Genomic DNA, 22,542 nt, shown 5'->3' with positions numbered 1-22,542 from the left:
AAAGCCGAAACAGAAAAACAAAAAAGGAGAAATCATCATGGGTAAAAATGCAATCGTTGGCCAATCCGGCGGCCCCACCTCTGTCATCAACGCAAGTCTGGCTGGTGTGTTCGAGAGCTGCAAGAGCCGCGGCGCGGACATCGTCTACGGCATGTGCAACGGCGTCGCCGGTCTGCTGGAGGAGCGGGTCGTGGACCTGTCCACCCTGCTGACCGATGACCTCGACATCGAGCTGCTCAAGCGCACCCCCTCCAGCTTCCTCGGCAGCTGCCGCTACAAGCTGCCCGACTGGCACACCGACGAGGCCGTGTACAAGAATCTCTTCGCCATCCTCGAAAAGCTGGACATCGGCTACTTCTTCTACATCGGCGGCAACGACTCGATGGACACCATCGGCAAGCTGGCTGAGTACGGCGAGTGCATCCAGAGCGACATCCGCTTCATGGGCGTGCCTAAGACCATCGACAACGATCTGATGGTCACCGACCACACCCCCGGCTACGGCTCTGCGGCCAAGTACATCGGCGTGGTGATGAAGGAGATCATCCGCGACGCCACCGTCTACGGCACCAAGTACGTCACCGTCGTCGAGATCATGGGCCGCAACGCCGGCTGGCTGACCGCCGCCGCCGCACTGGCCAAGAGCGACGACTGCGAGGGCGTGGACATGATCTGCCTGCCCGAAGTCCCCTTCAATGTGGAGCACTTCATCGAGAAGGTGCGCGTGATGCAGGAGAAGAAGCCCAGCATCGTCATCGCGGTGTCTGAGGGCGTCAAGCTCGAGGATGGCCGCTATGTCTGTGAGCTGGCCGACGATGTCCACGCAGTGGACGCTTTCGGCCACAAGGCCCTGACCGGCACCGCCCGCTATCTGGCCAACGTCGTGGCCCGCAATCTGGACACCAAGACCCGCTGCATCGAGCTTTCCACCCTGCAGCGCTGCGCCGGCCACCTGACCAGCCGCACCGACATCACCGAGGCCTATCAGGTCGGCGGTGCTGCTGTCAAGGCTGCGTTTGAGGGCGTCACCGGCCAGATGGTGGCCCTGAAGCGCATCTCCAACAGCCCCTATCAGTGTACCACTGAGCTGCACCCCATCAGCGAGGTCGCAAATCTCGAGAAGAAGGTGCCGCTGAGCTGGATGAACGAGAATCACACCCAGATGACCGAAGATTTCCTCGCTTACGCACGGCCCCTCATCCAGGCTGAGCTGACCCCGCTCTACATCGCCGGTCTGCCTCATCACATCTACATGAAGCCCCAGAAGTAAGCGTTCTGTTTCGCAAACGTACCTCCGCGCCCCTGCACCCTGTGTGCGGGGGTGCATTTTTGTACGGAAAAAGCTTTGATTTCACTTGTATTTTACCCGAAACCGTATTATAATACTATCTGCGTCGCTCGCTGTTGAGCGGCGCGTTTTTTCGTGAGTACCATCTGATATTTGAGGAGGCAGAGCATTTTCATGGCACAGAATACCCGGACAGGCGATCTGACCAGCGGCCCCATGCTGCAAAAGATCATCCTGTTTTCCCTGCCGCTGGCTGCATCCAGCATCCTGCAGCTGCTGTTCAACGCAGCCGATGTCGTCGTCGTAGGACGCTTTGCGGGCAGCACGGCGCTGGCCGCTGTCGGCTCCAACGGTGCGCTCATCAACCTGCTGGTCAACCTGTTCGTGGGCCTGTCGCTGGGCGCGAACGTCGTTGCGGCCCGCTGCTTCGGCGCGAAGGACGATGAGGGCGTCCGCAACACCGTCCAGACCTCCGTGGCGCTGGGCCTTGTCAGCGGCTTCTTGCTGGCCGTGGTGGGCTTTTTCGCCGCCCGCGTCCTGCTGGAGCTGATGAGCTGCCCGGAGGACGTCATCGGGCTGTCCACCCTCTACCTCAAGATATACTTCATCGGTATGCCCATGACCATGCTGTACAACTTCAGCTCGGCCCTCCTGCGCGCCGTGGGCGACACCAGGCGACCTCTGTTCTGTCTGGCCGTGGCGGGCGTCATCAATGTGGTGCTGAACCTCGTGTTCGTCATCCTCTTCTCCATGAGCGTGGCGGGCGTCGCTCTGGCCACCATCATCAGCCAGACCGTCTCAGCCTGCATGGTCACGGCCCTGCTGGTGAAGGAGAAAGGCCCGCTCCACCTCGACCTCGGCCAGCTGGGCTTCCATGCGGGGGCTCTGGGCCAGATCTTGCGCATCGGCCTGCCTGCCGGTCTGCAGAGCACCGTGTTCAGCCTCTCCAACGTCGTCATCCAGTCGGCGGTCAACTCCTTCGGTTCTATCGTCGTAGCCGGCAACTCTGCCGCTTCCAACCTCGAGGGCTTCGTCTATACCGCCATGAACGCTTTCGCCCAGGCTGCTGTCACCTTCACGAGCCAGAACATGGGCGCCCGCCGATACGACAACCTTGACCGCGTCATGCGCAACTGCCTGCTCTGCGCCATCGTCACCGGCCTCGTGCTGGGCGGCGGTGCTTCCCTGCTGGGCGAACAGCTGCTCCACTTCTACTCCTCCGATGAGGTCGTGGTGACCGCCGGTCTGGCCCGTATGCATATCATCTGCACCACCTATCTGCTCTGCGGCTGCATGGATGTTCTGGCCAGCTGTCTGCGTGGCCGGGGCTACTCCGTCCTGCCGATGGTGGTCAGCCTCGTGGGCAGCTGTCTGCTCCGCCTCGTTTGGATCGCCACCATCTTCCAGCTGTTCCACACCACCACGATGCTTTACATCAGCTACCCCGTCAGCTGGATACTCACCGCACTGGTGCATCTGGCCTGCCTGCTGGTGGTGCGGCATAAGATGAACGAGAACCTTAAAGCTGCTGCACAGCGGTAAGCAGGCTCTTTGTCAGAGCGATACGATCGCAGTGCAAGAGCTGTTTGGCAGCGTCCTTGCCCTCTCAGGCGCTCCGCGCCAGCTCTCCCAGAGGGAGAGCCTTTGGCAGGCCGGTCAACTCTGAGCTGGCCGCCGGAAGCCTGATATAATGCAAAAAATAGTGCCCTGCTACAGAGGGCAGCAGCTGCGGAACCATGTTCCTTGTCAAGCTGCTGCTAACCTTGGTAGCAGGGTACTACTGTTTGCGATACAAATTAAGCTTTACTCGTCCAGCATGGGCTTGACCGACACGCCAGTGCCTCTCCCTTCGGGAGCAACGGCGACGACCGCCGCCAGCGGCGGAAACAGGGAGGAGCTGTTGGGGCCGCGGCCAGCAAGGATGCGAGCGGCAGCGAAGCAGACGCTGGGAGCCGCAACCCGGGCAGTGTCACCGAAGGTGACGGAGAGGGCCTTCGCCAGCAGATACCTGTCATACCCGCCGTACATCTCCCGGCGGCAGACGATTTCAAAGCCGCTGGCCAGGGCGTTGTTGAGGCTGTACTGATTTTCTGGGCTGACGGTGGCCCCGATGCCCACGATGCCCGGACGGAGCAGGGTAAGCGCCACTTCCAGCAGCTTCCGCTGCAGACCGTTGCCCCGGTAGTCGGGGTGGACGATGGCGCTGTCGGCGTTGGCCCAGCCGTCCCACTCTTCTCGCGGGATGCCCATAAAGGCGGCGTAGTTGTGCGCGTCCTGCCCGCAGTACCGCAGGATGAAGTAGGCCCCCAGCCGCCCGCCGTCCCACCCGCCGATGCACAGGTCCTCTTTCAGGTAACAGGCGATGTTTTCCAGCGTGTCGGGTACGAACTGCTCCGGGTGGGGCATCGCGGCCCGCACCTCGTTCTGCAAGGCGTAAAAGGCGGCAGCATCCTCCGGCCCGGCAGCGCGCAGGGTCATGGTGCGGCTTGCGGGCCGGCCGCACACTTTGTGCAGAAGAATTTCCATTCTTGCTCTATCCCTCCAAAATAAAATCATACTTTCCGGCTGATTCCAGTATAAATGCCGTTTGAATCATTGTCAATTTATGCTATAATATTTGCAGGAAAAGCTTTTGTGCTCAGGCACAGCTTTTTCGGAAGTCCAGGCAGGGCCGCCCTGCCCGTGTACCGGAGGAAACGAACCATGAGAGATTCCAGCTTATCCCCTTCCAGCCGCCTGGGTGGTGCTGTCATCAGCGACCGCATCGTCAGCGCTCTGCTAGAGGAACTGCGCACAGGCCGCTATGCACAGACCGACCGTCTGCCCGCCGAGGTAGACCTTGCCGCCGAACTCGGCGTCAGCCGCACCGTCATCCGCGATGCGCTGAGCGAGATGGAGCGTGCGGGTTACATCGAGCGGGTGCGCGGCATCGGCACAGTGGTCAACCGAAGTGTCCTGAACCTGCGCAGCCGATTGGACCAGAAGCTGGAGTATTACCCGCTCATCCGCAGCTTTGGCAGCTACCCCCACGCCGACGGCATCCAGATCTACCCCGTCCGCGCAGGCGAAGAGCTGGCCCGTGATTTGGCCATCGAGCCCGGCGACGATGTCATCTGCATCAAGAAGCGCATCCTCGCCGACACCACCCCCGTCATCTACTCCATCGACTACCTGCCCCGCGCCCTGTTTGGGAACCGGGACTACACCCGCATCGACCTGTCGGGTGACATCTTCGATGTTCTGGAGCGGGAGTGCCGCCAGCAGGTGGCCTCCAATGTGGCCCACCTCAAGGCCAGCTGCGGCGACGAGCCCATCCGGGCCGCCATGCGTCTGGCCCCGGGCGAGGCCATGCTGCTGCTGGATGAGATATGCTACAACCGGCTCTGCCATCCCGTCATGCGTTCGTTGAGCTACTACACGAACTTCTTCGACTTCTCGATTCTTCGAAAGCTTCTTTGACGGAGGGAAACAAAAGAATATGCGTCATCTAATCGATCCGTTGGATTTCAGTCAGCAGGAGATCACCTCTCTGCTGGACCTGGCCGACCGCATCTGCGCCGACCCGGCTGCCTATCAGGACGTGGCCGCCCACAAAAAGCTGGCTACCCTGTTCTACGAGCCGTCCACCCGCACCCGTCTTTCGTTTGAGGCCGCGATGCTGAACCTCGGCGGACATGTCCTCGGCTTCCCGAGCGAGACCGTCTCCAGTGCATCCAAGGGCGAGAGCGTGGCCGACACCATCCGCGTCGTCTCCTGCTATGCCGACATCGTGGCCATGCGCCACCCCAAGGAGGGCGCACCGCTGCGGGCCAGCCGGTACTCCCGCATCCCTGTCATCAACGCAGGCGACGGCGGCCACCAGCACCCGACCCAGACCATGACCGACCTGATGACCATCCGCCGCCGCAAGGGCCGTCTGAACGACCTGACCATCGGCCTGTGCGGCGACCTCAAGTTTGGCCGCACCGTCCACTCTCTCATCAAGACCATGGCTCGCTGTGAGAACATCCGCTTCGTCCTCATCAGCCCCGAGGAGCTGCGGGTGCCGGACTACATCATCACCGACGTGCTCGAGGCCAACCACATCCCCTACAAGGAGACCCGCAGCCTCGAGGAGTCCATGCCTGAGCTGGACATCCTCTACATGACCCGCGTCCAGAAGGAGCGTTTCTTCAACGAGGAAGACTATGTCCGTCTGAAGAACAGCTATATCCTCACCAAAGAGAAGATGGCCCTTGCCAAGCCTGACATGGCCGTGCTCCATCCCCTGCCCCGCGTCAATGAGATCACGCTGGACGTGGACGACGACCCCCGCGCCGCCTACTTTGAGCAGGTGCAGAACGCCGTCTACATCCGCATGGCGCTGATCATGACACTGCTGGGCCTCAAGGACCCCAAGGCTGAAAAGGAGGGCAACTGAGATGCTGAACATTGATGAAATTCAGAACGGTATCGTCATCGACCATATCAAGGCAGGCACGGCCATCGGCCTGATGGACCTGCTGGGCATCAAGGGCAACCGCACCTCCAGCGTGGCCCTCATCCAGAACGCCCGCAGCCACAAGGCAGAGTCGGGCCGGAAGGACATCATCAAGGTGGAGGGCGACGCATCCTGGCTCAACCTCGACGTGCTGGCCTATCTCGACCCCGACATCAGCGTGACCGTCATCGAGAACGGCAAGGCTGTCAAGAAGGAAAAGCCCCAGCCCCCCAAGCGTCTGGTCAACATCGTGCGGTGCAAGAACCCCCGCTGCATCTCCTCCATCGAGGAAGAGTGTGACCAGATCTTCGAGCTGAGCTCCAACGGCAAGTATCGCTGCATCTACTGCGAGCAGGAGCTGCAGGTCAAGCCGGAATAATATAGATAAACGATAAAAGCCGCCTGTCATTCAACGAACGACAGGCGGCTTTGCTTTTGATTCTCAGACTTTCCGGCGCAGCAGGCTCATAGGCGGCAGCTCCGGGGTGGGGATGGTATAGTGCTCCATCGCGTGGGGCGTGGACTCCACCAGCTCACCGGCCTCATTCTTTATCCACTCGGGGTTCAGCGGGATGCTGCGGCCATCCGGGCAGAGCACTTCCAGCGTGTCGCCGAGGCTCCACTTGCCCCGCTGCTGGCAGCTGGCGACGCCGTTCTCCCAGCCGTCCACCGTACCGACAAACTCCCACTCGCGGATGTAAGTAGCGCTGTCGGTAGCCTGACGGGCCTGCTCCCGGCCAAAGTAGAAGCCGGGCGAATAGTGGCGGTGACTGGTGCGGGTCAGCTCAGCCAAAACCTCTTCCGGCAGCTCGAAGTTCTCGTTCATCGGGTCGGCCAGATACTGGTCGAGGGCGCGGCGGTAGGCCGCCGTCACGCTGGCGACGTAGTAGAAAGTCTTGGCGCGGCCCTCGATTTTGAGGCTGTCCACGCCCGCGTTGCAGATGAGGTCGAGAAAGGGCGCGGTACACATATCGTTGGCGTTGAGGATGTAGCTGCCGTTCTCGTTCTCGCCGATCTCATAGAGCTGCCCCGGGCGGGTCTCCTCGCTGAGATAGTACTTCCAGCGGCAGGGCTGGGCGCACTGGCCGCGGTTTGCGTCGCGGCCTGCCATGTAGTTGGAGAGCAGGCAGCGGCCCGAGACGCTCATGCACATGGCGCCGTGGACGAAAGCCTCAATTTCCAGCTCCGGCGGGGTCTTGTCGCGGAGGGTGGCGATGTCCTGCAGGGTCATCTCCCGGGCCAACACCACCCGCTTCGCGCCCATGTTGTAGGCGGCGCGGGCAGCGGCCCAGTTGGTGATGCCGGTCTGGGTGGACATATGGATGTCGATGTCGGGCGCGAACGTCTTGCAGGCGTCCAACACGCCGAGGTCGGCCACGATGAAGGCGTCCACACCGGCGGCGGCAGCGTCCTTGATGGCCTGAGGCAGACGGTCAGCCTCCTCGTTGGTGGGCAGGGTGTTCATGGTCAGGTAGACCTTGCGGCCCCGGGCGTGGGCATAGATGACGCCCTCGCTCAGCTGCTCCGGGGTGAAGTTGGTGGGTGCAGAGCGCATCCCGAACTCGGGCAGAGCGCAGTAAACGGCGTCCGCGCCGTAGTTGATGGCATACCGCAGGCGCTCGAGGTCGCCTGCCGGGGCCAGAAGTTCCGGTATCTGTAACATGGTATTCCTCTTTTACTTCATACTTTTATTAACTTTAGCCGCCTCATCGCAGTTTTTCTGGTGATCTGCGTAGGTGCGGGCGTAGTAGTAGTGACCGGCAAGGTCCGTGACAAAGAAATAGGCGTCTTTCACCTCATCGTCGGGCTGCGGGTCAAGCGCCGCACGGATGGCCGCGATGCCGGGGTTGGAGATCGGGCCGGCGGAGAGGCCGGTGCAGGCGTAGGTGTCGTAGGCTTCCAGAATGTTCTTCGGGATGCTGTCCCAGCCGCCGTAGTAGGGCGCGACCCAGTTCCAGAGGTAGTTGTTGTCGGCGTCGCTCTGGACGTAGCTGGAGGTGTTGCTCTGCAGTTTGGGGTAGGGTGAACCCTCGGCCAGACGGTTGCGGAACACCTGCGCCACATTATCGTCCTGATCGTTGCCGGCCTCCTCCTGCACGAAGGACGCCAGAGTGACCACCTCGGAGAGGGTCATCCCCTGCTTTTCCATCTCGGCATACATCTCATCGGTGATCTGCTTGTCGAAGTGAGAATAGAACGTCTCAACGTAATGATGGACGGTGTCATCCTTCAGGAAATCGTAGGTATCCGGGAAAAGATAACCCTCGCACTTGAGGAAGCGGTCCGGGGCGTCCTTGTCGTCGGGGACGTACTGCCAGAACCTGTACTGGCTGAAATCACCGGTGTTGGCCTCCTTGAGGAAGTCCTCGGCGCTGCACAGCCCGGCATCTTCCATTTTTTTCGCAATGGCGATGGCCGTCGTACCCTCGGGGAAGGTCAGCCGGACACTGTCGGCCTTCGCGTAGGCGGAAAGTGCCTCGATGATGTCGTCGTAGGAGCTGCCGGGGGCGAGGTCGAACTCACCGTATTGGAGCTTGCCTGCCGCGCCCTGTTTGCCTGCATACCAGCGGAAGACGTGGGGGTACTTGATGACGCCCGCCGTCTTGAGCTTCTGGGCGATGGCTGCCACGCCGCTGCCCTGCTGGATGCTCACACTCACCGGTTCGCCAGCGGAAGCACTGCCGTTGATCTCTTTTCGGATGGCCAGCAGACAGCCGCCCGCCGCCAGTACCAGGATCAGCAGCACGATCAGGATCATTTTCGCTGCGCCGCCTTTTCTGCTTTTTTTATGTTTTGCATCGTGTGCCATGTACACACTCCTTTACCATTCCGTTCAGCTTTCCATCATCAGCCGCATATAGCTTTCTTCCACATCGAAAGGCTCCGCGTCGAACCGTATCATGCCGTAGTCCTGCCGGGTGCCTTCGCCGAGGAAAAGGTTCTGAGCCGCGCCCACTGTGATGACGGCGCGCTCCACGATGACTTCCTTCTCCCGGGCCGCTTCCATCAGCACCTCGGCGGAGCGGTCGTCTTCGGCCATCAGCTCCACAAAATAGAGGGTGTCCTCCCGGCGGAAGTAGATGCCGTAGCCCTTCTCGCTGGACACGATGGTCGCGCCCCGGGCGTAGAGGTCGGTCAGCACGACGGCCATCTGCTCCGGCGGGAACTGGACGGTATCGGGATAGAAGCGCTCCCGCAGCTCACAGAGCTTGCGGGCCGTCACGGAGTCGAACTCCGCCTGACTCCACAGGTTGCGGGACACCTCCCGGGGCAGGCAGCGGAGGGCAAAAGCCCGCTGGAAACCCTTGTTTTCCAGCAGCGCGGCCTGCTCCTGTCCGGCCGGAACGGCCACGGTGAAGCCCGCGCCCCGCAGCTTCTGCTGCGCACAGAGATAGTCCACGAGTCCTGCCAGAAGCAGGCTTCCCTGCCCGCAGAGGCCGTAGAGGTAACTGCCGCTGCGTCCCTTGAGGGTGACGGGGACCGCCAGCGCCGCAGCGACTATCTCGTCATTTTCCTCAGCGACGTAGATATTTTCCACCCCGGCGAACTTTTCCAGAGCAGTCTTGATGAACTCGGCGCTGTCGCCGCGTTCTTTCTGCCACAGTGCCACGACTGCCGCCTCATCCGACGGCTGCATCAAACGATACATTGATAGTATCCCTCCCATTTTCGCGGTTATCCGAGTTCTTTTTCCGCCAGCGCCCGCACCTCGGCCTGAATATCCTCGATGGTGCGCATGGCTCCATTTTCCGCGCAATGGACGGTGGCCCAGCCCAGATGCTCTGCGCAGTACTCGGCGGCACGGCGGCTGCGGGCCAGATATTCGATGTCCTTTTCGTGGACGTCCTTTCTGCTCTCGTCGCCGTGGTAGCGGCCGGTCATAAGCTTCTGGCTCACGGCGGGGTCTACCTGTAAGTACACCACAGCGTCCGGTGCGGGCAGGCCCAGCAGCCTGTATTCGTAGTCAAAGGCCCAGCGGAGGAAATCGTCCCACTGCTCCGGCGGGAGCTTGGAGCACTGATGCACCGCGTTCGACGTGGTGTAGCGGTCGGCGATGACGATGCCGCCCGCCTCGTAGAAGCTGCCCCACCTGGTCTTATAGCTGGCGTACCGGTCCACCGCATAGAAGCTGGACGCCGCATAAGGGTTGACGTCGTCGGGCTTGTCGCCGAACTGGCCGGAGAGGTACATCTTTACCAGCGCACTGGAATCGCTCTCGTAGTCCGGAAAGGTGATCTCCATTACCTTGCAGCCGCTCTCGGCCAGATGGGAGGCCAGCAGCTTTGCCTGAGTGGCCTTGCCGGAGCCGTCCAGCCCTTCGATGACAAGAAGCCTGCCCTTGCTCATTCTGCCTTCTCCCCTTTCAGCGCGGCGTACTGGGCGCGGACTTCGGCGGTGCGGCCGCAGCACATCTTGCCTTCCGGGCAGGGGCCGGACACGCAGGCCGGGCCGGCGGTGCGGAAGATATGGGGTGCCACCGGGTAGACCAGCCGCAGCATCTCTTCGGCCAGCTGCCGTATCTCCCACTGGGCGCGGCTGCAGCAGCGCAGGTGGAAGAAGTTCTGCAGGCTGCGGGCGTTCATGGTCACCACCATCTTGGTCTCGCAGGCGTTGGGCAGCACGAATCGGGCGTCCTCGTTGGCCTGCTTGGAAGCCTTGGCCCGGGCCTGCTTTTCGGGCAGACCTTCGGCCATCAGGCGGGCGGTGTGGCCGTCTTCCAGCTTCTGCACGAGGTCGAGGTAGCGCCTGGCGTCCTCGTTCATGCTCTCGATGAACGCTGCCTTTGCCTCGGGGATGGCCTCGATCTCGGGCGGGATGACGTAGCGGAAATCGTCCAGACGGACGTACCGCTGACTCTGGACGCTGAAGGACGCGATGCGGTGGCGGGTGATCTGGGCCAGCAGGGTACGGCTGACGCCCTCGATGCCGAAGGTGAAGCTTGCGTGCTCGATGGGGCTGGCGTGGCCCAAATCGCTGAGCATGGTCAGGAAGCGGGCAGTCTTCTCCTCATCCAGCCCGTCCAGCAGGTCGGTGATGTGGGCATCGGAGTAGCAGAGCTTCGCCGCGGCCGCCACGACCTTCTCCGGCTCCGGCGTATGTGCTATCAATCGGACAGTCATCATTTTTCTCATTCCTCCGTCGTTATCTTCACAAGGGGCGCAAAGTTGGCCATAGTCTTCTTCACACCCACCTTCTCGAAGCTGATCTCCACGATCTGGTCGCCGGCGGCGGGCTTGACTTTCAGCACCTTGCCGCGCCCGAAGACCTTGTGCTCCACGATGTCGCCCGGCTCATAGTGTTTGGGGCCGGTGGATGCCGCTGCCGGACGGGGCGAAGAGGTCACACCGCCGCCTGCGGGTTTGACCGGCGCTTTGGGCGCTGCCGGACGGCCATAGCCAGAACCAAAGCCGCTGCTTCCCGAACCGGAGCTGCAGCCGCCATGACCCGACGAAGCACTTCCCCGGCCCGCGTAATCGGAGCCAAAGCCTCGGCTATTGGACATCGGTGCGTTATATTCTTTATTCAGATAGCCGCCGCGGCTGCCATAGCCCGAGCCGTAACCAGAGGCCGCACGCCCCCAGCCGGAGGGGCCGGAGTAGCCCGACGCACCGCCCGGCACGGTATCGCTGCCGTAACCGCTGCCCCAGCCGCCCAGACGGGAGCGCTGTTCCAGCACCGGGCTGCGGGTCTCTTCGATGTACTCCGGTTCAATTTCCCGGAGGAAGCGGCTGGGCTCGTTGCGCTGGGTGCGGCCATAGAGCATCCGGGTGACGCTGTTGGAGATGTAAAGCTCCTTCTTGGCGCGGGTGATGCCGACATAGGCCAGGCGGCGTTCCTCCTCGAGGTCAGCCTCGGAATACTTGCTCATCTCACTGGGGAAGACTCCCTCTTCCATGCCAATGAGGAATACATAGGGAAACTCAAGGCCCTTGGCCGAGTGGATGGTCATCAGCACCACCTGGTCAGCGCTCTCGTTGTAGCTGTCGATGTCGCTGATGAGGGCGATGTCCTCCAGATAGCCTTCCAGCGAGGCCTCTTCGCCGTGCTGGTCGCAGTAGCTCTTGACGTTGTTGACCAGCTGGCCGAGGTTCTGCAGACGGTCGGCGGCATCCTCGTGACCCTTGGCGGCGTCGGCTTCCAGCATGGCGCGGTAGCCGGTGATCTCGATGACATCGGAGGCGAACTCATCCAGCGTCTTCGTTTCCAGCGATTCCTGCAGTTTCTGGTAGATGTCCCAGAACTTGAACAGCGGCGCGATGGCGCGGCTGAGCTTGGCGTACTGGTCGGCATGGGAGATGACATCCAGCATACTGATGCCCTGCTGAGCCGCCAAATCCGCGATGACTTCGATGGTCGTTGCACCGATTTTGCGCGCAGGCTCGTTGATGATTCGACGAAGTCGGACATCGTCCCGGGGGTTCGCCACGATGGACATATAGGAGTGGATGTCCTTGACTTCCTTGCGGTCATTGAAGCGCTGGCCGCCCACGATCTTATGCGGGATGCCCGCACGAGTGAAATAGCTTTCGATGGGGGCCGACTGGGCGTTCATCCGGTAGAGGATGGCGTGGTCGGCCAGATGTCCGCCCTCTTTGAGGTGCTGGCCGATGACATCCGCGATATGGCTGGCCTCGTCCTGCTCGTTCTCGGCGGTGTAGACCTGCACCTTATCGCCCTCGCCGTTCTTCGTCCAGAGGGTCTTGCCCTTGCGCTCGGTGTTGTGCTGGATGACACAGTTGGCGGCATTCAGGATATTTGACGTAGAGCGGTAATTCTGCTCGAGTCGGATGGTCCTGGTGCCTTTATAGATGCGCTCGAAGTTGAGGATGTTCTCAATGGTCGCGCCGCGGAAGCGGTAGATGCTCTGGTCGTCGTCGCCCACAACGCAGATGTTTTTCTCCGGGCCGGTGAGCAGGCTCACGAGCCGGAACTGAGCCACACTGGTGTCCTGATACTCGTCCACCAGCAGATATTTGTACTTGTTCTGGTAGAACTCCCGCACGTCCTCGTGCTCCGACAGCAGGATGACCGTCTGGTAGATGAGGTCGTCGAAGTCGAAAGCTCCGGCCTCCTTGAGCTTCTTTTCATAGGCGGCGTAGACCTTGGCCGCAAGAGCGCCCTTCGTGTCCCGGGCCGGGGTCTTCAGGGCCTCTTCCGGACTGATGAGCTGGTCTTTCCAGCGGCTCATCTGGTTGATGGCGCTTTTGACCGGGAAGAACTTGTCGTCCACGCTCAGCTCTTTGTACACAGTCTTCATGACACGCTGGGAGTCGTCGCTGTCGTAGATGGTAAAGCTGCGGGGGTAGCCGATCTCCTCGGCCCAGCGGCGGAGAATGCGGACGCAGGCCGAGTGGAACGTGGAGGCGAACACCTCGTCGCCCTCTTCCCCGCCCAGCATCCGGCGCAGACGCTCTTTCAGCTCACCGGCGGCCTTGTTGGTAAAGGTGATGGCCATGACGTTCCAGCTCCGGACGGCGTCCTTCCGCAGCATTCCGTCCAGCCACGACGGGGCATCGGTACCGGTCATGATGGCAGTGCGCAGGGCTTTCACATCGTCCTCCGTCACCTCCCGGGGCGTCCACTTGGAGCCGTGGGCCGAGCCGAAGCGGATGAGGTTAGCGATGCGGTTGACCAGCACGGTGGTCTTTCCGCTGCCTGCACCCGCGAGGATGAGCAGGGGGCCGTTGGTGGTGAACACCGCCTCCCGCTGCATATCGTTCAGGCGTCCGAACTGCTTTTCGATATACGTATCACGCAAAGCGCAGAATTGTTGTGCTAGATCTGTTGCCATTGTTTCACCTGTTCTTTTCAATCATTTCTGGATATATCACTTAAAATATAGTATATCACATTTCAAAAAAGTTGTACATAAAAACAATGCAAACAAAAACCGCCCCACCGCAGTCAATACCACGATGGAGCGGAGATCTCAGGAAATGCTTAGCCGAAGATGTTGATGAGGATACCAGCAGCGACGGCGGAACCGATAACACCGGCCACGTTGGGGCCCATTGCGTGCATCAGCAGGAAGTTGGAGGGGTTCTCGCTCTGGCCGACCTTCTGAGAAACACGGGCAGCCATAGGCACAGCGGAAACGCCAGCGGAACCGATCAGGGGGTTGACCTGACCGCCGGTCAGGACATACATGACCTTGCCGCAGAGAACACCGGCAGCGGTGCCGAAGGAGAAGGCGATGAGGCCCAGCACGATGATGAACAGGGTGCGGCTGTTCAGGAAGGTGTTTGCAGAGGTGGTGCAGCCGACAGACAGAGCCAGGAAGATGGTGATGATGTTCATCAGCTCATTGCCGGCGGTCTTCTGGATACGATCCACGACGCCGCACTCCTTCATCAGGTTGCCCAGCATCAGCATACCGACCAGAACGGCGGCATCCGGCACGATGAGGGAGACGATGATGGTGACCATGATGGGGAAGATGATCCTCTCGGTCTTGGTCACGGCGCGCAGCTGCTTCATCACGACGGTACGCTCCTTTTTGGAGGTCAGGGCCTTCATGATGGGGGGCTGGATGACGGGCACCAGAGCCATGTAGCTGTAGGCCGCGACGGCGATGGAGCCCAGCAGCTCAGGAGCCAGACGGGAGGTGACGAAGATAGCGGTGGGGCCGTCTGCGCCGCCGATGATGGAGATGGCGGCAGACTGCTTCTGGGTGAAGTCCACCAGACCGGTAGCGGCCAGCAGACGAGCGCCCATGTAAGTGCCGAAGATACCGAACTGAGCGGCAGCGCCCAGCAGCAGGCTCTTGGGGTTGGAGATCAGGGGTGCGAAGTCGGTCATGGTGCCGATGCCGAGGAAGATCAGCGGCGGGTAGATGCCCAGCTTGACGCCCATGTAAAGCATGTCAGCCAGACCGCCGTTGTTCAGGATCTCGACCCACATCGGGTGCTCGAGGCCGTCACCGACGAAGTACTGCATATGGATGACGCCGCTGCCGGGGAGGTTGGCCAGGATCATGCCGAAAGCCATGGGCAGCAGGATCAGAGGCTCGAACTCTTTGACGATAGCGAGGTAGAGCAGGAAGCAGCCTACGCAGATCATCACTGCGTACAGCCAGCCGCCCGGCTCACCGAACTTGGCAAAACCGGAACTCTGGAAAATACCGACCAGAGTCTCAATAAACTGAGTCATGTTTTTCCTCCTGTGTTAAAAGGGTGCGGTGGTGTCGTTGACGCCAGCCTTGCCCCAGCCATTCTTGCCGCGGCGGACTGCCTTCAGCACATACTTGCCGTTGCCCATAGAGTAGATGGCTGCCATGATGGCTGCCACAACGTCGCCGGGGATGCCGGCCTCGACCTGCGGGGCAGCAGCCTTTGCAGGAGCGGGCGCAGCGGCCTGTTTCACAGGAGCAGCCGGTTTTGCAACAGAAGCAGCCTTGGCAGCTGCCTTCTTGCCGTTCATGGCGTCAAAGATCTTGCCCTCCAGCGTGATGATAGCCATCAGCAGGACGAGGATCAGAAACACCAGCACAATACCGGTTATGGTAACGATCACATCATAACCTAAATCCATGGTCTTCCTCCTATTTACTTTTTTCTTTGCCGCCCGGGGGGCGGGCGGCAAAAAGCGATTTGAAGATATTATACAATATTTTCCGGGTCGATTCAACAACTATGAACAAAAATCATATTATTTTTCACGGTTCTGTGAACAGCGCTTTCTTCTCAGCGGCGGCCCATGCGGGGGGTGGCGTCCATGAAGCCGGTCTCCAGCTTGTCGCCCAGACGCAGGCTCATGGCCGTACCCAGCGCGACACAGTTGACGGGGTCAGGCGAGACGGTCACTTCCACCTTCAGCTCCTGGCTGAGGTACTCAGGCAGGCCGTGGAGCTGTGCGCCGCCGCCGGTGAGGACGACGCCATTGCGGTAGATGTCGCCGGCCAGCTCCGGAGGAGTCTTCTCCAGCACCTGATGGGCGGCGGTGCCGATCTGCTCGCTCAGGCGCATGACCGGCTCGTAGAGGTCGGCGGTGGAGACATTGACACGCACGGGCAGGCCGGTGAGCAGGCTGCGGCCCTTGATCTCCATGGTCTCGTTGAAATCTGCCTTCTGGGGGCAGCAGGCCACGTTCTTTTTCAGGTTCTCAGCGGTGCGCTGGCCGATGGCGATGCTGAACTTGTTGCGCACGAACTTCAGGATCTCTTCGTCGTAGTGGTTGCCTGCCACGCGGACGCTGGTGGCCTTGACCTTGCCGCCGAGGCTCAGCACGGCGATGTCGGTGGTGCCGCCGCCGATGTCGATGATCATTCGACCGTCCGGCACGGTGATGTCGATGCCGGAGCCGAGAGCTGCGGCGATAGGCTCATCAATGAGGTAGACCTGACGCGCACCGGCAGCCATGACGGCCTCCACCACGGCGTCGCTCTCGATGCCGGTGATGGCGGCAGGCACACAGACGGCCACACGGGGCTTGACCATGTGGGAGCTGTAGACCTGATTGACGAAGCGGCAGATGAGCTCCCGGGTCATGGTGTGGTCGCTGATGACGCCATCCTTCAGCGGGAAGATGGCGGAGATGTAGTTGGGCGTGCGGCCCACCATTGCAAGGGCCTTGTCGCCGGCCTCAAGCACGCAGTTCTTGCGGGTATCCACCGCCACCACGCTGGGCTGGTTGAGCACGACGCCCTGCCCCTCCTGCGCGATGATGATGGTCGTCGTACCAAGATCGATACCGATGTCATTCTGTGCCATAGTTGTGATATTTCCTTTCTCTGCTGCCCATTCTCTATTTCCATCGCCCATCTCCGGGCGCGGGTCATCAAAACACATTATAGTATAACACAGGTGTATCCAAAAAGAAACCCTTAAAGCTTCCCCTGCTCCGGGGGCAGAGCCTGGGCCAGCAGGGCAGCCAGGCCGCTGTAGCGCAGGTTCTGGCGGATGTTGGACATCATCCGGTTCACCACGTCCCGCCGGCCCACCACGATGCAGAGCTTCCGCCCGCGGGTGACGCCGGTATAGAAGAGGTTGCGGTAGCACAGGCGGGGCGGCACCTGCGCCGCCGGGAGGATGACCGCCGGGAACTCGCTGCCCTGGCTTTTGTGTACCGTGATGGCATACGCAATTTCCAGCTCGTTGAGGTTCTCCGCCGGGTAGACCAGCCGCCGGTCGTCCATCCGCACCACCATGGAGCGGCTGCGCACGTCGATGGACTCCACGATGCCGATGTCGCCGTTGTAGGCGCCCACACCCTGTTCCCCGCCGATGCGCTGCCACGTTATCTCGTAGTTATTGCGCACCTGCATCACTTTGTCCCCCACCCGGAAGACCCGGGCCGCGCTCTGCAGCTCCGGCTTGCCCTTCTTTGGCGGGTTGAGCATGGCCTGCAGCTCCGCGTTGAGGGCCTGGGTGCCGGTGGGGCCGAGCTTCGTGGGGCAGAGCACCTGAATATCCTTCACCGGGTCGAACTGGTAGCTGCGGGGCAGACGGGTGGTCACAAGGTCGCAGACCAGCTTCTGGGCTGCGTCGCCGTCGGCTTCGAGGAAGAAGAAATCGTCCGTCTTTCCGCCCTTTTTCAGCGGTTCGCCTGAGATGATGTGGTGGGCGTTCTCCACGATGAGGCTCTGAGCGGCCTGCCGGAATATCTCGTTGAGGCAGACCGTCGGCACCAGCCCGGAACGGATGATCTCGCCGAGGATATTGCCCGGGCCGACGCTGGGCAGCTGGTCGGCGTCGCCTACCATAATAATACGGCAGCTGTACCGCAGTGCCGCAATGAGGGCCTGGAACAGCTTGACGTCCACCATACTCATCTCGTCGAGGATAACGACGTCGCACTTGAGCAGGTTCTTGTCGTTGTGGATGAAGCTGACCACACCGCCGGTGTAGTCCACTTCCAGCAGGCGGTGGATGGTGGAGGCTTTCCGGCCCGTCAGCTCGCTCAGACGCTTGGCGGCGCGGCCTGTGGGAGCACAGAGGGCTACCCGTTCGGCCTCGTTCTCGAGCAGCTGCAGGATGGCGTTGACCGTGGTGGTCTTGCCGGTGCCGGGGCCGCCGGTGAGGACAAGGCAGTTCTCGGTCATGGCCTTACGGATGGCTTCTTTTTGGAGCGGCGCGTAAGCAAAGCCCTGCGCCAGTTCCAGTATTTGGATGTTCTTGTCGAGGCCGTGGGCCGTCTGCTTCCCACGCTTGGTCAGCATGGCCAGACGGTCGGCGATGTCCTGCTCTGCGGCCAGCAGATCCGGCAGATAAATATACGGTGTTCCGTCGAACATCCGCACCGCCAGTTTCCCGGTCTGGATGCAGCTGTCCAGCGCCGCCGCCAGCTTTTCGGGGGGCTGGTGGATGAAGTTCGATGCCGTTTCCAGCAGCTGCGCCCGGGGCAGACAGGTGTGGCCGTTGCCTGCGTTGTGGCGCAGGGTGCGCAGGAGGGCGGCTTCCAGCCGCTGGGCGCAGTCCCCTGCCATCTGGTAATACTGAGCGATGCTGTCGGCATGGCGGAAGTCCAGCTGCAGCGGCTCCCCGCAGAGCAGGTAGGGGTTCTGCTGGATGGCCTGCATGGCCCCCGGCCCGAAGGTGCGGAAGACCTCCATCGCCCGGCGGGGGCTGATCTCGAACTGAGCCAGATAGGCGATGAGCTCCCGCATTCCGAACATCCGCTTGAACTCCTGCTGGATGCGGTCGGCCTTGTCCGCCGAGATGCCCGGGATGAGGGTGAGCTGGGCGGGGTCGTTGGCGATAACTTCCAGCGCCGCCGCGCCGAATTTGTCAATGATCTTATCCGCCGTCCGAGCCCCGATGTAGGGCAGCGACCGGCTGGCGAGGAAGGCGTAGACGGCCTCGAGGTCTTTGGGCATATCCGTCTCGCACTCCTGTGCGTGGAACTGTCGGCCATAGGTGGCGTGGTTCTCGTACCTGCCCCGGCAGACGACGCTTTCGCCCGCGTGGAGTTCTCCCACCACGCCGCACACAACGGTGACGACACCGCCGCCCGACACCTCGAACACAGTGTAGCCGTTGTCCTCGTTCAGGTAGATGATGTCCTCTACCGTGCCTTCCAGCCGTTCCAGCTCCTGCTCCATCGTCCCGCCTCCTCGTTTTGACACAACTATATCTAGTATAGCGGTTTTGGGGGGATTTGTAAATACAACAAAAGCTCCCCCGAAGGGGAGCTGTAGGCGAGGGTCAATCCTCCACCCGCGCTGCGGCAAGCTCCTTCGTCAGGCGCTTGCGCACTGCAAAGTAGGCCGGGATGAGGAAGAAGCAGGCGAAGAACCATGCCACAGGGCTGGCGATGCAGGCCGCAAAGTAGCCCCAGAGCGGCACGAACCAGAAGCCCACCATGGCACGGGCGACCATCTCGGCCACGCCCGCGAACATGGCAAGGCTGGAATAGCCCAGGCCCTGGATGGTGTAGCGGTAGATGATGAGGACAGCCAGCGGGATGTAGAACACGCTGTTCCAGAAGATGAAGCTGCGGGCATTCGCCATGATCTCCACCTCGCTGCTCTCGAGGAAGAGGCTGATGAGCGGCACATCCAGCACACGCAGGATGAGGAAGGATGCCACACTGTAGACGCAGCCAATTCCCAGCGCAGTATTGACGCCCCGGTCCACACGCTTGAGGTCGTGAGCGCCCATGTTCTGGCTGGCGTAGGTGGTCATGGCGGTGCCGATACTCTCCAGCGGCACCGAGAGGAACTGGGCGGCCTTGCTGCCTGCGGTCTGCGCGGCCACGATGCTGCTGCCCAGACCGTTCACCGCGCCCTGCAGCACGACGCTGCCGATGGCGGTGATGCTGCACTGCAGGCCCATAGGGATGCCCATGTTGCAGAGCTTGAGGCAGTGGCTGGCGCTCAGACGGCCCTCTTCCCTGCTCCATTTCAGCTCCGGGTAGTGGCGGCCGATGTAGATGAGACTGCCGATGCCCGCCACCGCCTGACTGAACACGGTGGCGAAGGCCGCACCGAACGCCCCCATCCGGAAGATGAGGATACAGAGCAGGTCGAGGCCGATGTTCAGCACGCTGGCCACCAGCAGGAAATAGAGCGGCCGCTTGCTGTCGCCCAGCGCGCGCATGAGGGCGCTGGTGACGTTGTACAGCAGGGTGAAGGGGATGCCCCAGAAGATGGTGCGGATGTAGATGTCCGCGATGTCGATGATGTTGTCGGGGGTGTTGGTCCAGACCAGCACCGCCCGGGTCAGGGCCACCGTCACCACCGTGAGCACGACGGCGAAAAAGAGGCTCAGCCAGACGGTATTGGCGGTGTAGCGCCGCATCTCTCTGTAATCCTTCGCGCCGAAGGTCCACGAGATGGGGATGGAGAAGCCGCAGGCGATGCCGTTGACGAAGCCCAGCACCAGATAGTTCAGGCCGCCCACGCTGCCCACCGCCGCCAGCGCATCCACGCTCACGAAGCGGCCCACGATGATGGTATCGGCCAGATTGTAGAACTGCTGGAACAGACTGCCCAGCATCAGCGGCACCGCAAAGGCAAGGATGAGCTTGAGCGGGCTGCCCTGTGTCATGTCTTTTGTCATACAAAGCCCCTCCCCGGGCGGTCACTTAACATTTCTTTGCCGGATCTTTACCGACAAAAACGCCCTGCCGGATGAGGGGCAGGACGTTTTGCGTTTCATGAATGGTATTATACTCAGCTCATCGTGATTTTGCAAGGGGTTTGGGGCAGATTTCTTCGTACAACATTGCTATTTTCTATCGGTGGTTTTTGGTGATTGTGCGCAGGGGGGCGGCAGGGCTGCCCCTGCGCAGGACTCTCCTGCTGCACTCCCTCTCAGCCCACGCTCTCAGCCTTTATAATCGAAATCCCATTCAGAGTCATAATATGCAGAGTCATAAAAGGGATCCCACCGAGCATGATCCCTGATCCGTGTCTGCAGGATTGGTTTCCAATATAACTGATCGCCCTCCTGCACCGGCTGCCACTCCCACCAATAATCGTCGCTTCTCCCCATCCATTTTCTTGTCTCCCAATTTCCTCTCAAATCCGGCGGCGGACCGCCATCCTTGCCCGGCTTCCACACCCAGTCACCCTGACTGTCCGTTACCCATCCGCCTGTTTCCGGCTGCTGGGCGCTTGTTTCCGATGGCTGGGTGCTTGTTTCCGATGGCTGGGCGCTTGCTTCCGGCTGCTGGACCGTGGTAAGGCTGTCCGGCGAGAGAGTCGGGAGGCCGCTGAGGTCACCGACGGAGGGGGCCGGGTCGTCCTTCTTGCTGTCCTGCTTCCCGCCCGCGAGCTTCACGATGTTACCGGTAAATGTCTTCCACCCCGTCGAGTCGGAGGCGGACTTCTCGGGCAGACGGACCGTGATGGAGCCCATGTCGGTGACCTTCGGGTCTGCGATGGAGTCGGTCACGCCGCCGACGGTGCCTGTTCCCGGCTGAGTCAGCCCGGGCTGTCCGCTCAGGGAGCTGCTTTCCCGACCGGAGAGGACCGTTCCCCATTGCTTTTTCTCCTGCTTGCGGCGGGCGATCGCCTCCTCCACCCGGGCAGTCTCCTGCGCTTTCTGCTCCTCATCGCCAACGCGGTACACAAGGACCAGCTCCCTGCCGTTTCGGCGCAGGGCGGTCTCATCCGAGAATGTTTTTCTATCATATCCCGTCTGCCTGATAACATGGAAGCGATAGAGCCCTTCCTGGGACAGCTCGAGTTCGAACGCACCATTCACGCCGACCAGATCTTTGATCCGGGCCAGCGGAATGACGGCCTCCATCTCCTGCCCTTCCCCATCAAGGAATCGGACGCGGAGTTCATCGACCTCCTTTGCAAGCTCCCGCAGCGAGTCGCCTGTCATCCGAAAGACTGTGCCGTGGGCATCGAAGCGCAGGACCTTGTTGACCGGGTCATACTCTGCCGTGGTCACATCTGCAAGCTCCTGTGTGCCATCCGGATGGGTGATCACGCCCATGGCCTCGTACATCTGCTTCACACGGTCCGGCACCTCGCCGACCTGCACGCTTGGAGCGTCGTCGTCCTCGGTATCATCGGGCTGTTCCGGCTTGTCCGGCTGCTCCGGCTTGTCTGGCTGTTCCGGCTTGTCTGGCTGTTCCGGCTTGTCTGGCTGTTCCGGCTTGTCCGGCTGTTCCGGCTTGTCCGGCTGCTCTGGCTTGTCCGGTTGGGAGGGCGTCCGCCGGTCGTAGCTGTAGTCCTCCATCTTCTTCCCGTCGGGGTCGTAGCGGGTCAGACTACCGCCTGTCACCTTGTGGTCGTCGTCGGAGAGGGCGTCATTGGGGATCTCGCCGACTATGCCGCCGCCGATGGCCGCAGTTTTGCCGCCGGTGCTTGCGCCTGCCTTGGCCTCCACCTCGGCGTCGCCGGAGATGATGATGTGATTGGGATTGCTGGGCGGCGCATCCGGGTCTATCTCAGACCACGCACCCGCGCCGTCGCCAATGCCTGCCGCGCCGGGGCGGGGGTCGCCGCTGTAGCTGCCGCCCGTGGCCGACACCTTGCCGCCGGAAATCTCGATGTCGCGGCCCGGGCCGTACACACCGCCGCCGATACCGGCAGCACCCTCACCGCCCACGGCTTCTACCGTGCCGCCGGTGATCTCGATGTTTCCGGCACCGCTTTCGTAGCCGCCGCCGATGCCTGCGCCGTCTTTGCCGCCCTCGGCGGTGAGGGAGCCTTTGGTGTCGTTGTCGTCCTTGATGGTCAGCTTGCCGGAGGACTCATTGCCATTCTTCTCAAGACCCGCATTGCAGCTGCCGCTCTTCAACTCGTTGTCGCCGTCCAGCTCGATGGCGGCATCGTGGTCACCCTGCACGGTGACGGCGGCTTTGCCCGCATCGACTG

17 protein-coding genes and 1 pseudogene are annotated in these 22,542 nt (G+C 61.5%); 5 read left to right on the top strand and 13 right to left on the bottom strand.

Going from position 1 to position 22,542, the window contains the following annotated elements; all coding sequences use genetic code 11:
• Positions 1–37 precede the first annotated feature (37 nt).
• Both AAAU26_RS03200 and AAAU26_RS03195 read left to right on the top strand, forming a co-directional pair.
• On the top strand, positions 38–1,270 hold the full coding sequence (locus AAAU26_RS03200) for a 6-phosphofructokinase (protein WP_227618290.1): 1,233 nt from the start codon (positions 38–40) through the stop codon (positions 1,268–1,270).
• Between the two features lie 192 nt (positions 1,271–1,462).
• Positions 1,463–2,830 carry an MATE family efflux transporter gene (locus AAAU26_RS03195; RefSeq protein ID WP_227618291.1) on the top strand — a complete coding sequence of 456 codons (1,368 nt, stop codon included), beginning with the start codon at positions 1,463–1,465 and terminating at the stop codon, positions 2,828–2,830.
• Between the two features lie 261 nt (positions 2,831–3,091).
• Here the strand turns inward: AAAU26_RS03195 and AAAU26_RS03190 are convergent, their stop codons facing one another.
• Positions 3,092–3,814, bottom strand: a complete 723-nt coding sequence (locus AAAU26_RS03190; RefSeq protein WP_227618292.1) for a GNAT family N-acetyltransferase — start codon at positions 3,812–3,814, stop codon at positions 3,092–3,094.
• 177 nt (positions 3,815–3,991) lie between these two features.
• On the opposite strand from AAAU26_RS03190, the gene AAAU26_RS03185 reads away from it, so the two are divergent.
• The 3 genes from AAAU26_RS03185 to AAAU26_RS03175 are packed head-to-tail and all read left to right on the top strand — an operon-like array spanning position 3,992 to position 6,147.
• Positions 3,992–4,747, top strand: coding sequence for a GntR family transcriptional regulator (locus AAAU26_RS03185; RefSeq protein ID WP_158394648.1), 756 nt, complete (start codon positions 3,992–3,994; stop codon positions 4,745–4,747).
• A 19-nt stretch (positions 4,748–4,766) separates the two neighbouring features.
• A complete protein-coding gene (gene pyrB, locus AAAU26_RS03180; RefSeq protein ID WP_015563910.1) occupies positions 4,767–5,708 on the top strand; it encodes an aspartate carbamoyltransferase in 942 nt (313 codons plus the stop codon).
• 1 nt (position 5,709) lies between these two features.
• A complete protein-coding gene (locus tag AAAU26_RS03175; RefSeq protein ID WP_015563909.1) occupies positions 5,710–6,147 on the top strand; it encodes an aspartate carbamoyltransferase regulatory subunit in 438 nt (145 codons plus the stop codon).
• Between the two features lie 63 nt (positions 6,148–6,210).
• Here AAAU26_RS03175 and AAAU26_RS03170 read toward each other — a convergent pair whose 3' ends face one another.
• The 12 genes and pseudogenes from AAAU26_RS03170 to AAAU26_RS03115 all read right to left on the bottom strand — a co-directional run.
• The gene (locus AAAU26_RS03170) at positions 6,211–7,431 is read right to left on the bottom strand and encodes a peptidase U32 family protein (RefSeq protein ID WP_158394651.1); all 1,221 of its coding nucleotides are present in this window, start codon (positions 7,429–7,431) and stop codon (positions 6,211–6,213) included.
• A 12-nt stretch (positions 7,432–7,443) separates the two neighbouring features.
• Positions 7,444–8,577, bottom strand: a complete 1,134-nt coding sequence (gene mltG / locus AAAU26_RS03165) for an endolytic transglycosylase MltG (protein WP_227618293.1) — start codon at positions 8,575–8,577, stop codon at positions 7,444–7,446.
• 24 nt (positions 8,578–8,601) lie between these two features.
• Entirely contained in the window at positions 8,602–9,417 is an 816-nt protein-coding gene (locus AAAU26_RS03160) for a hypothetical protein (RefSeq protein WP_227618294.1), read from the bottom strand.
• A gap of 26 nt (positions 9,418–9,443) precedes the next feature.
• A complete protein-coding gene (locus AAAU26_RS03155; protein ID WP_227618295.1) occupies positions 9,444–10,115 on the bottom strand; it encodes a dTMP kinase in 672 nt (223 codons plus the stop codon).
• Positions 10,112–10,891: an FAD-dependent thymidylate synthase gene (gene thyX / locus AAAU26_RS03150; protein WP_149795300.1), complete on the bottom strand. Its 780-nt coding sequence runs from the start codon at positions 10,889–10,891 to the stop codon at positions 10,112–10,114. The genes AAAU26_RS03155 and thyX overlap by 4 nt, the downstream gene beginning before the upstream one ends.
• Before the next feature lie 5 nt (positions 10,892–10,896).
• Positions 10,897–13,560: an ATP-dependent helicase gene (locus AAAU26_RS03145; RefSeq protein WP_320443565.1), complete on the bottom strand. Its 2,664-nt coding sequence runs from the start codon at positions 13,558–13,560 to the stop codon at positions 10,897–10,899.
• Positions 13,561–13,709: 149 nt separating this feature from the next.
• A complete protein-coding gene (locus tag AAAU26_RS03140) occupies positions 13,710–14,918 on the bottom strand; it encodes a sodium ion-translocating decarboxylase subunit beta (RefSeq protein ID WP_149795302.1) in 1,209 nt (402 codons plus the stop codon).
• Between the two features lie 15 nt (positions 14,919–14,933).
• Entirely contained in the window at positions 14,934–15,299 is a 366-nt protein-coding gene (locus tag AAAU26_RS03135) for an OadG family transporter subunit (protein WP_207676205.1), read from the bottom strand.
• A 152-nt stretch (positions 15,300–15,451) separates the two neighbouring features.
• The gene (locus AAAU26_RS03130; protein WP_149795304.1) at positions 15,452–16,477 is read right to left on the bottom strand and encodes a rod shape-determining protein; all 1,026 of its coding nucleotides are present in this window, start codon (positions 16,475–16,477) and stop codon (positions 15,452–15,454) included.
• A 113-nt stretch (positions 16,478–16,590) separates the two neighbouring features.
• On the bottom strand, positions 16,591–18,807 hold the full coding sequence (gene recD2 / locus AAAU26_RS03125) for an SF1B family DNA helicase RecD2 (protein ID WP_227618297.1): 2,217 nt from the start codon (positions 18,805–18,807) through the stop codon (positions 16,591–16,593).
• Positions 18,808–18,910: 103 nt separating this feature from the next.
• Positions 18,911–20,266, bottom strand: coding sequence for an MATE family efflux transporter (locus tag AAAU26_RS03120; protein WP_227618298.1), 1,356 nt, complete (start codon positions 20,264–20,266; stop codon positions 18,911–18,913).
• Between the two features lie 267 nt (positions 20,267–20,533).
• Positions 20,534–22,542: pseudogene (locus tag AAAU26_RS03115) on the bottom strand (hypothetical protein); the annotation flags it as partial.

Source organism: Faecalibacterium longum (genome assembly GCF_040094125.1).
In the GTDB taxonomy this organism is placed as follows: Bacteria; Bacillota; Clostridia; order Oscillospirales; family Ruminococcaceae; genus Faecalibacterium; species Faecalibacterium longum.
This window is presented reverse-complemented; position numbering and strand designations above follow the sequence as displayed.

Excerpts from the sequence above, each read along its gene's own strand:
- AAAU26_RS03200 (WP_227618290.1), top strand. The coding sequence starts at position 38 with ATGGGTAAAAATGCAATCGTTGGCCAATCCGGCGGCCCCACCTCTGTC.
- recD2 (WP_227618297.1), bottom strand. The coding sequence starts at position 18,807 with ATGGAGCAGGAGCTGGAACGGCTGGAAGGCACGGTAGAGGACATCATC.
- AAAU26_RS03135 (WP_207676205.1), bottom strand. The coding sequence starts at position 15,299 with ATGGATTTAGGTTATGATGTGATCGTTACCATAACCGGTATTGTGCTG.
- pyrB (WP_015563910.1), top strand. The coding sequence starts at position 4,767 with ATGCGTCATCTAATCGATCCGTTGGATTTCAGTCAGCAGGAGATCACC.
- AAAU26_RS03145 (WP_320443565.1), bottom strand. The coding sequence starts at position 13,560 with ATGGCAACAGATCTAGCACAACAATTCTGCGCTTTGCGTGATACGTAT.
- AAAU26_RS03195 (WP_227618291.1), top strand. The coding sequence starts at position 1,463 with ATGGCACAGAATACCCGGACAGGCGATCTGACCAGCGGCCCCATGCTG.
- AAAU26_RS03155 (WP_227618295.1), bottom strand. The coding sequence starts at position 10,115 with ATGAGCAAGGGCAGGCTTCTTGTCATCGAAGGGCTGGACGGCTCCGGC.
- AAAU26_RS03170 (WP_158394651.1), bottom strand. The coding sequence starts at position 7,431 with ATGTTACAGATACCGGAACTTCTGGCCCCGGCAGGCGACCTCGAGCGC.
- mltG (WP_227618293.1), bottom strand. The coding sequence starts at position 8,577 with ATGGCACACGATGCAAAACATAAAAAAAGCAGAAAAGGCGGCGCAGCG.
- AAAU26_RS03130 (WP_149795304.1), bottom strand. The coding sequence starts at position 16,477 with ATGGCACAGAATGACATCGGTATCGATCTTGGTACGACGACCATCATC.
- AAAU26_RS03120 (WP_227618298.1), bottom strand. The coding sequence starts at position 20,266 with ATGACAAAAGACATGACACAGGGCAGCCCGCTCAAGCTCATCCTTGCC.
- thyX (WP_149795300.1), bottom strand. The coding sequence starts at position 10,891 with ATGATGACTGTCCGATTGATAGCACATACGCCGGAGCCGGAGAAGGTC.
- AAAU26_RS03175 (WP_015563909.1), top strand. The coding sequence starts at position 5,710 with ATGCTGAACATTGATGAAATTCAGAACGGTATCGTCATCGACCATATC.
- AAAU26_RS03185 (WP_158394648.1), top strand. The coding sequence starts at position 3,992 with ATGAGAGATTCCAGCTTATCCCCTTCCAGCCGCCTGGGTGGTGCTGTC.
- AAAU26_RS03140 (WP_149795302.1), bottom strand. The coding sequence starts at position 14,918 with ATGACTCAGTTTATTGAGACTCTGGTCGGTATTTTCCAGAGTTCCGGT.
- AAAU26_RS03190 (WP_227618292.1), bottom strand. The coding sequence starts at position 3,814 with ATGGAAATTCTTCTGCACAAAGTGTGCGGCCGGCCCGCAAGCCGCACC.
- AAAU26_RS03160 (WP_227618294.1), bottom strand. The coding sequence starts at position 9,417 with ATGTATCGTTTGATGCAGCCGTCGGATGAGGCGGCAGTCGTGGCACTG.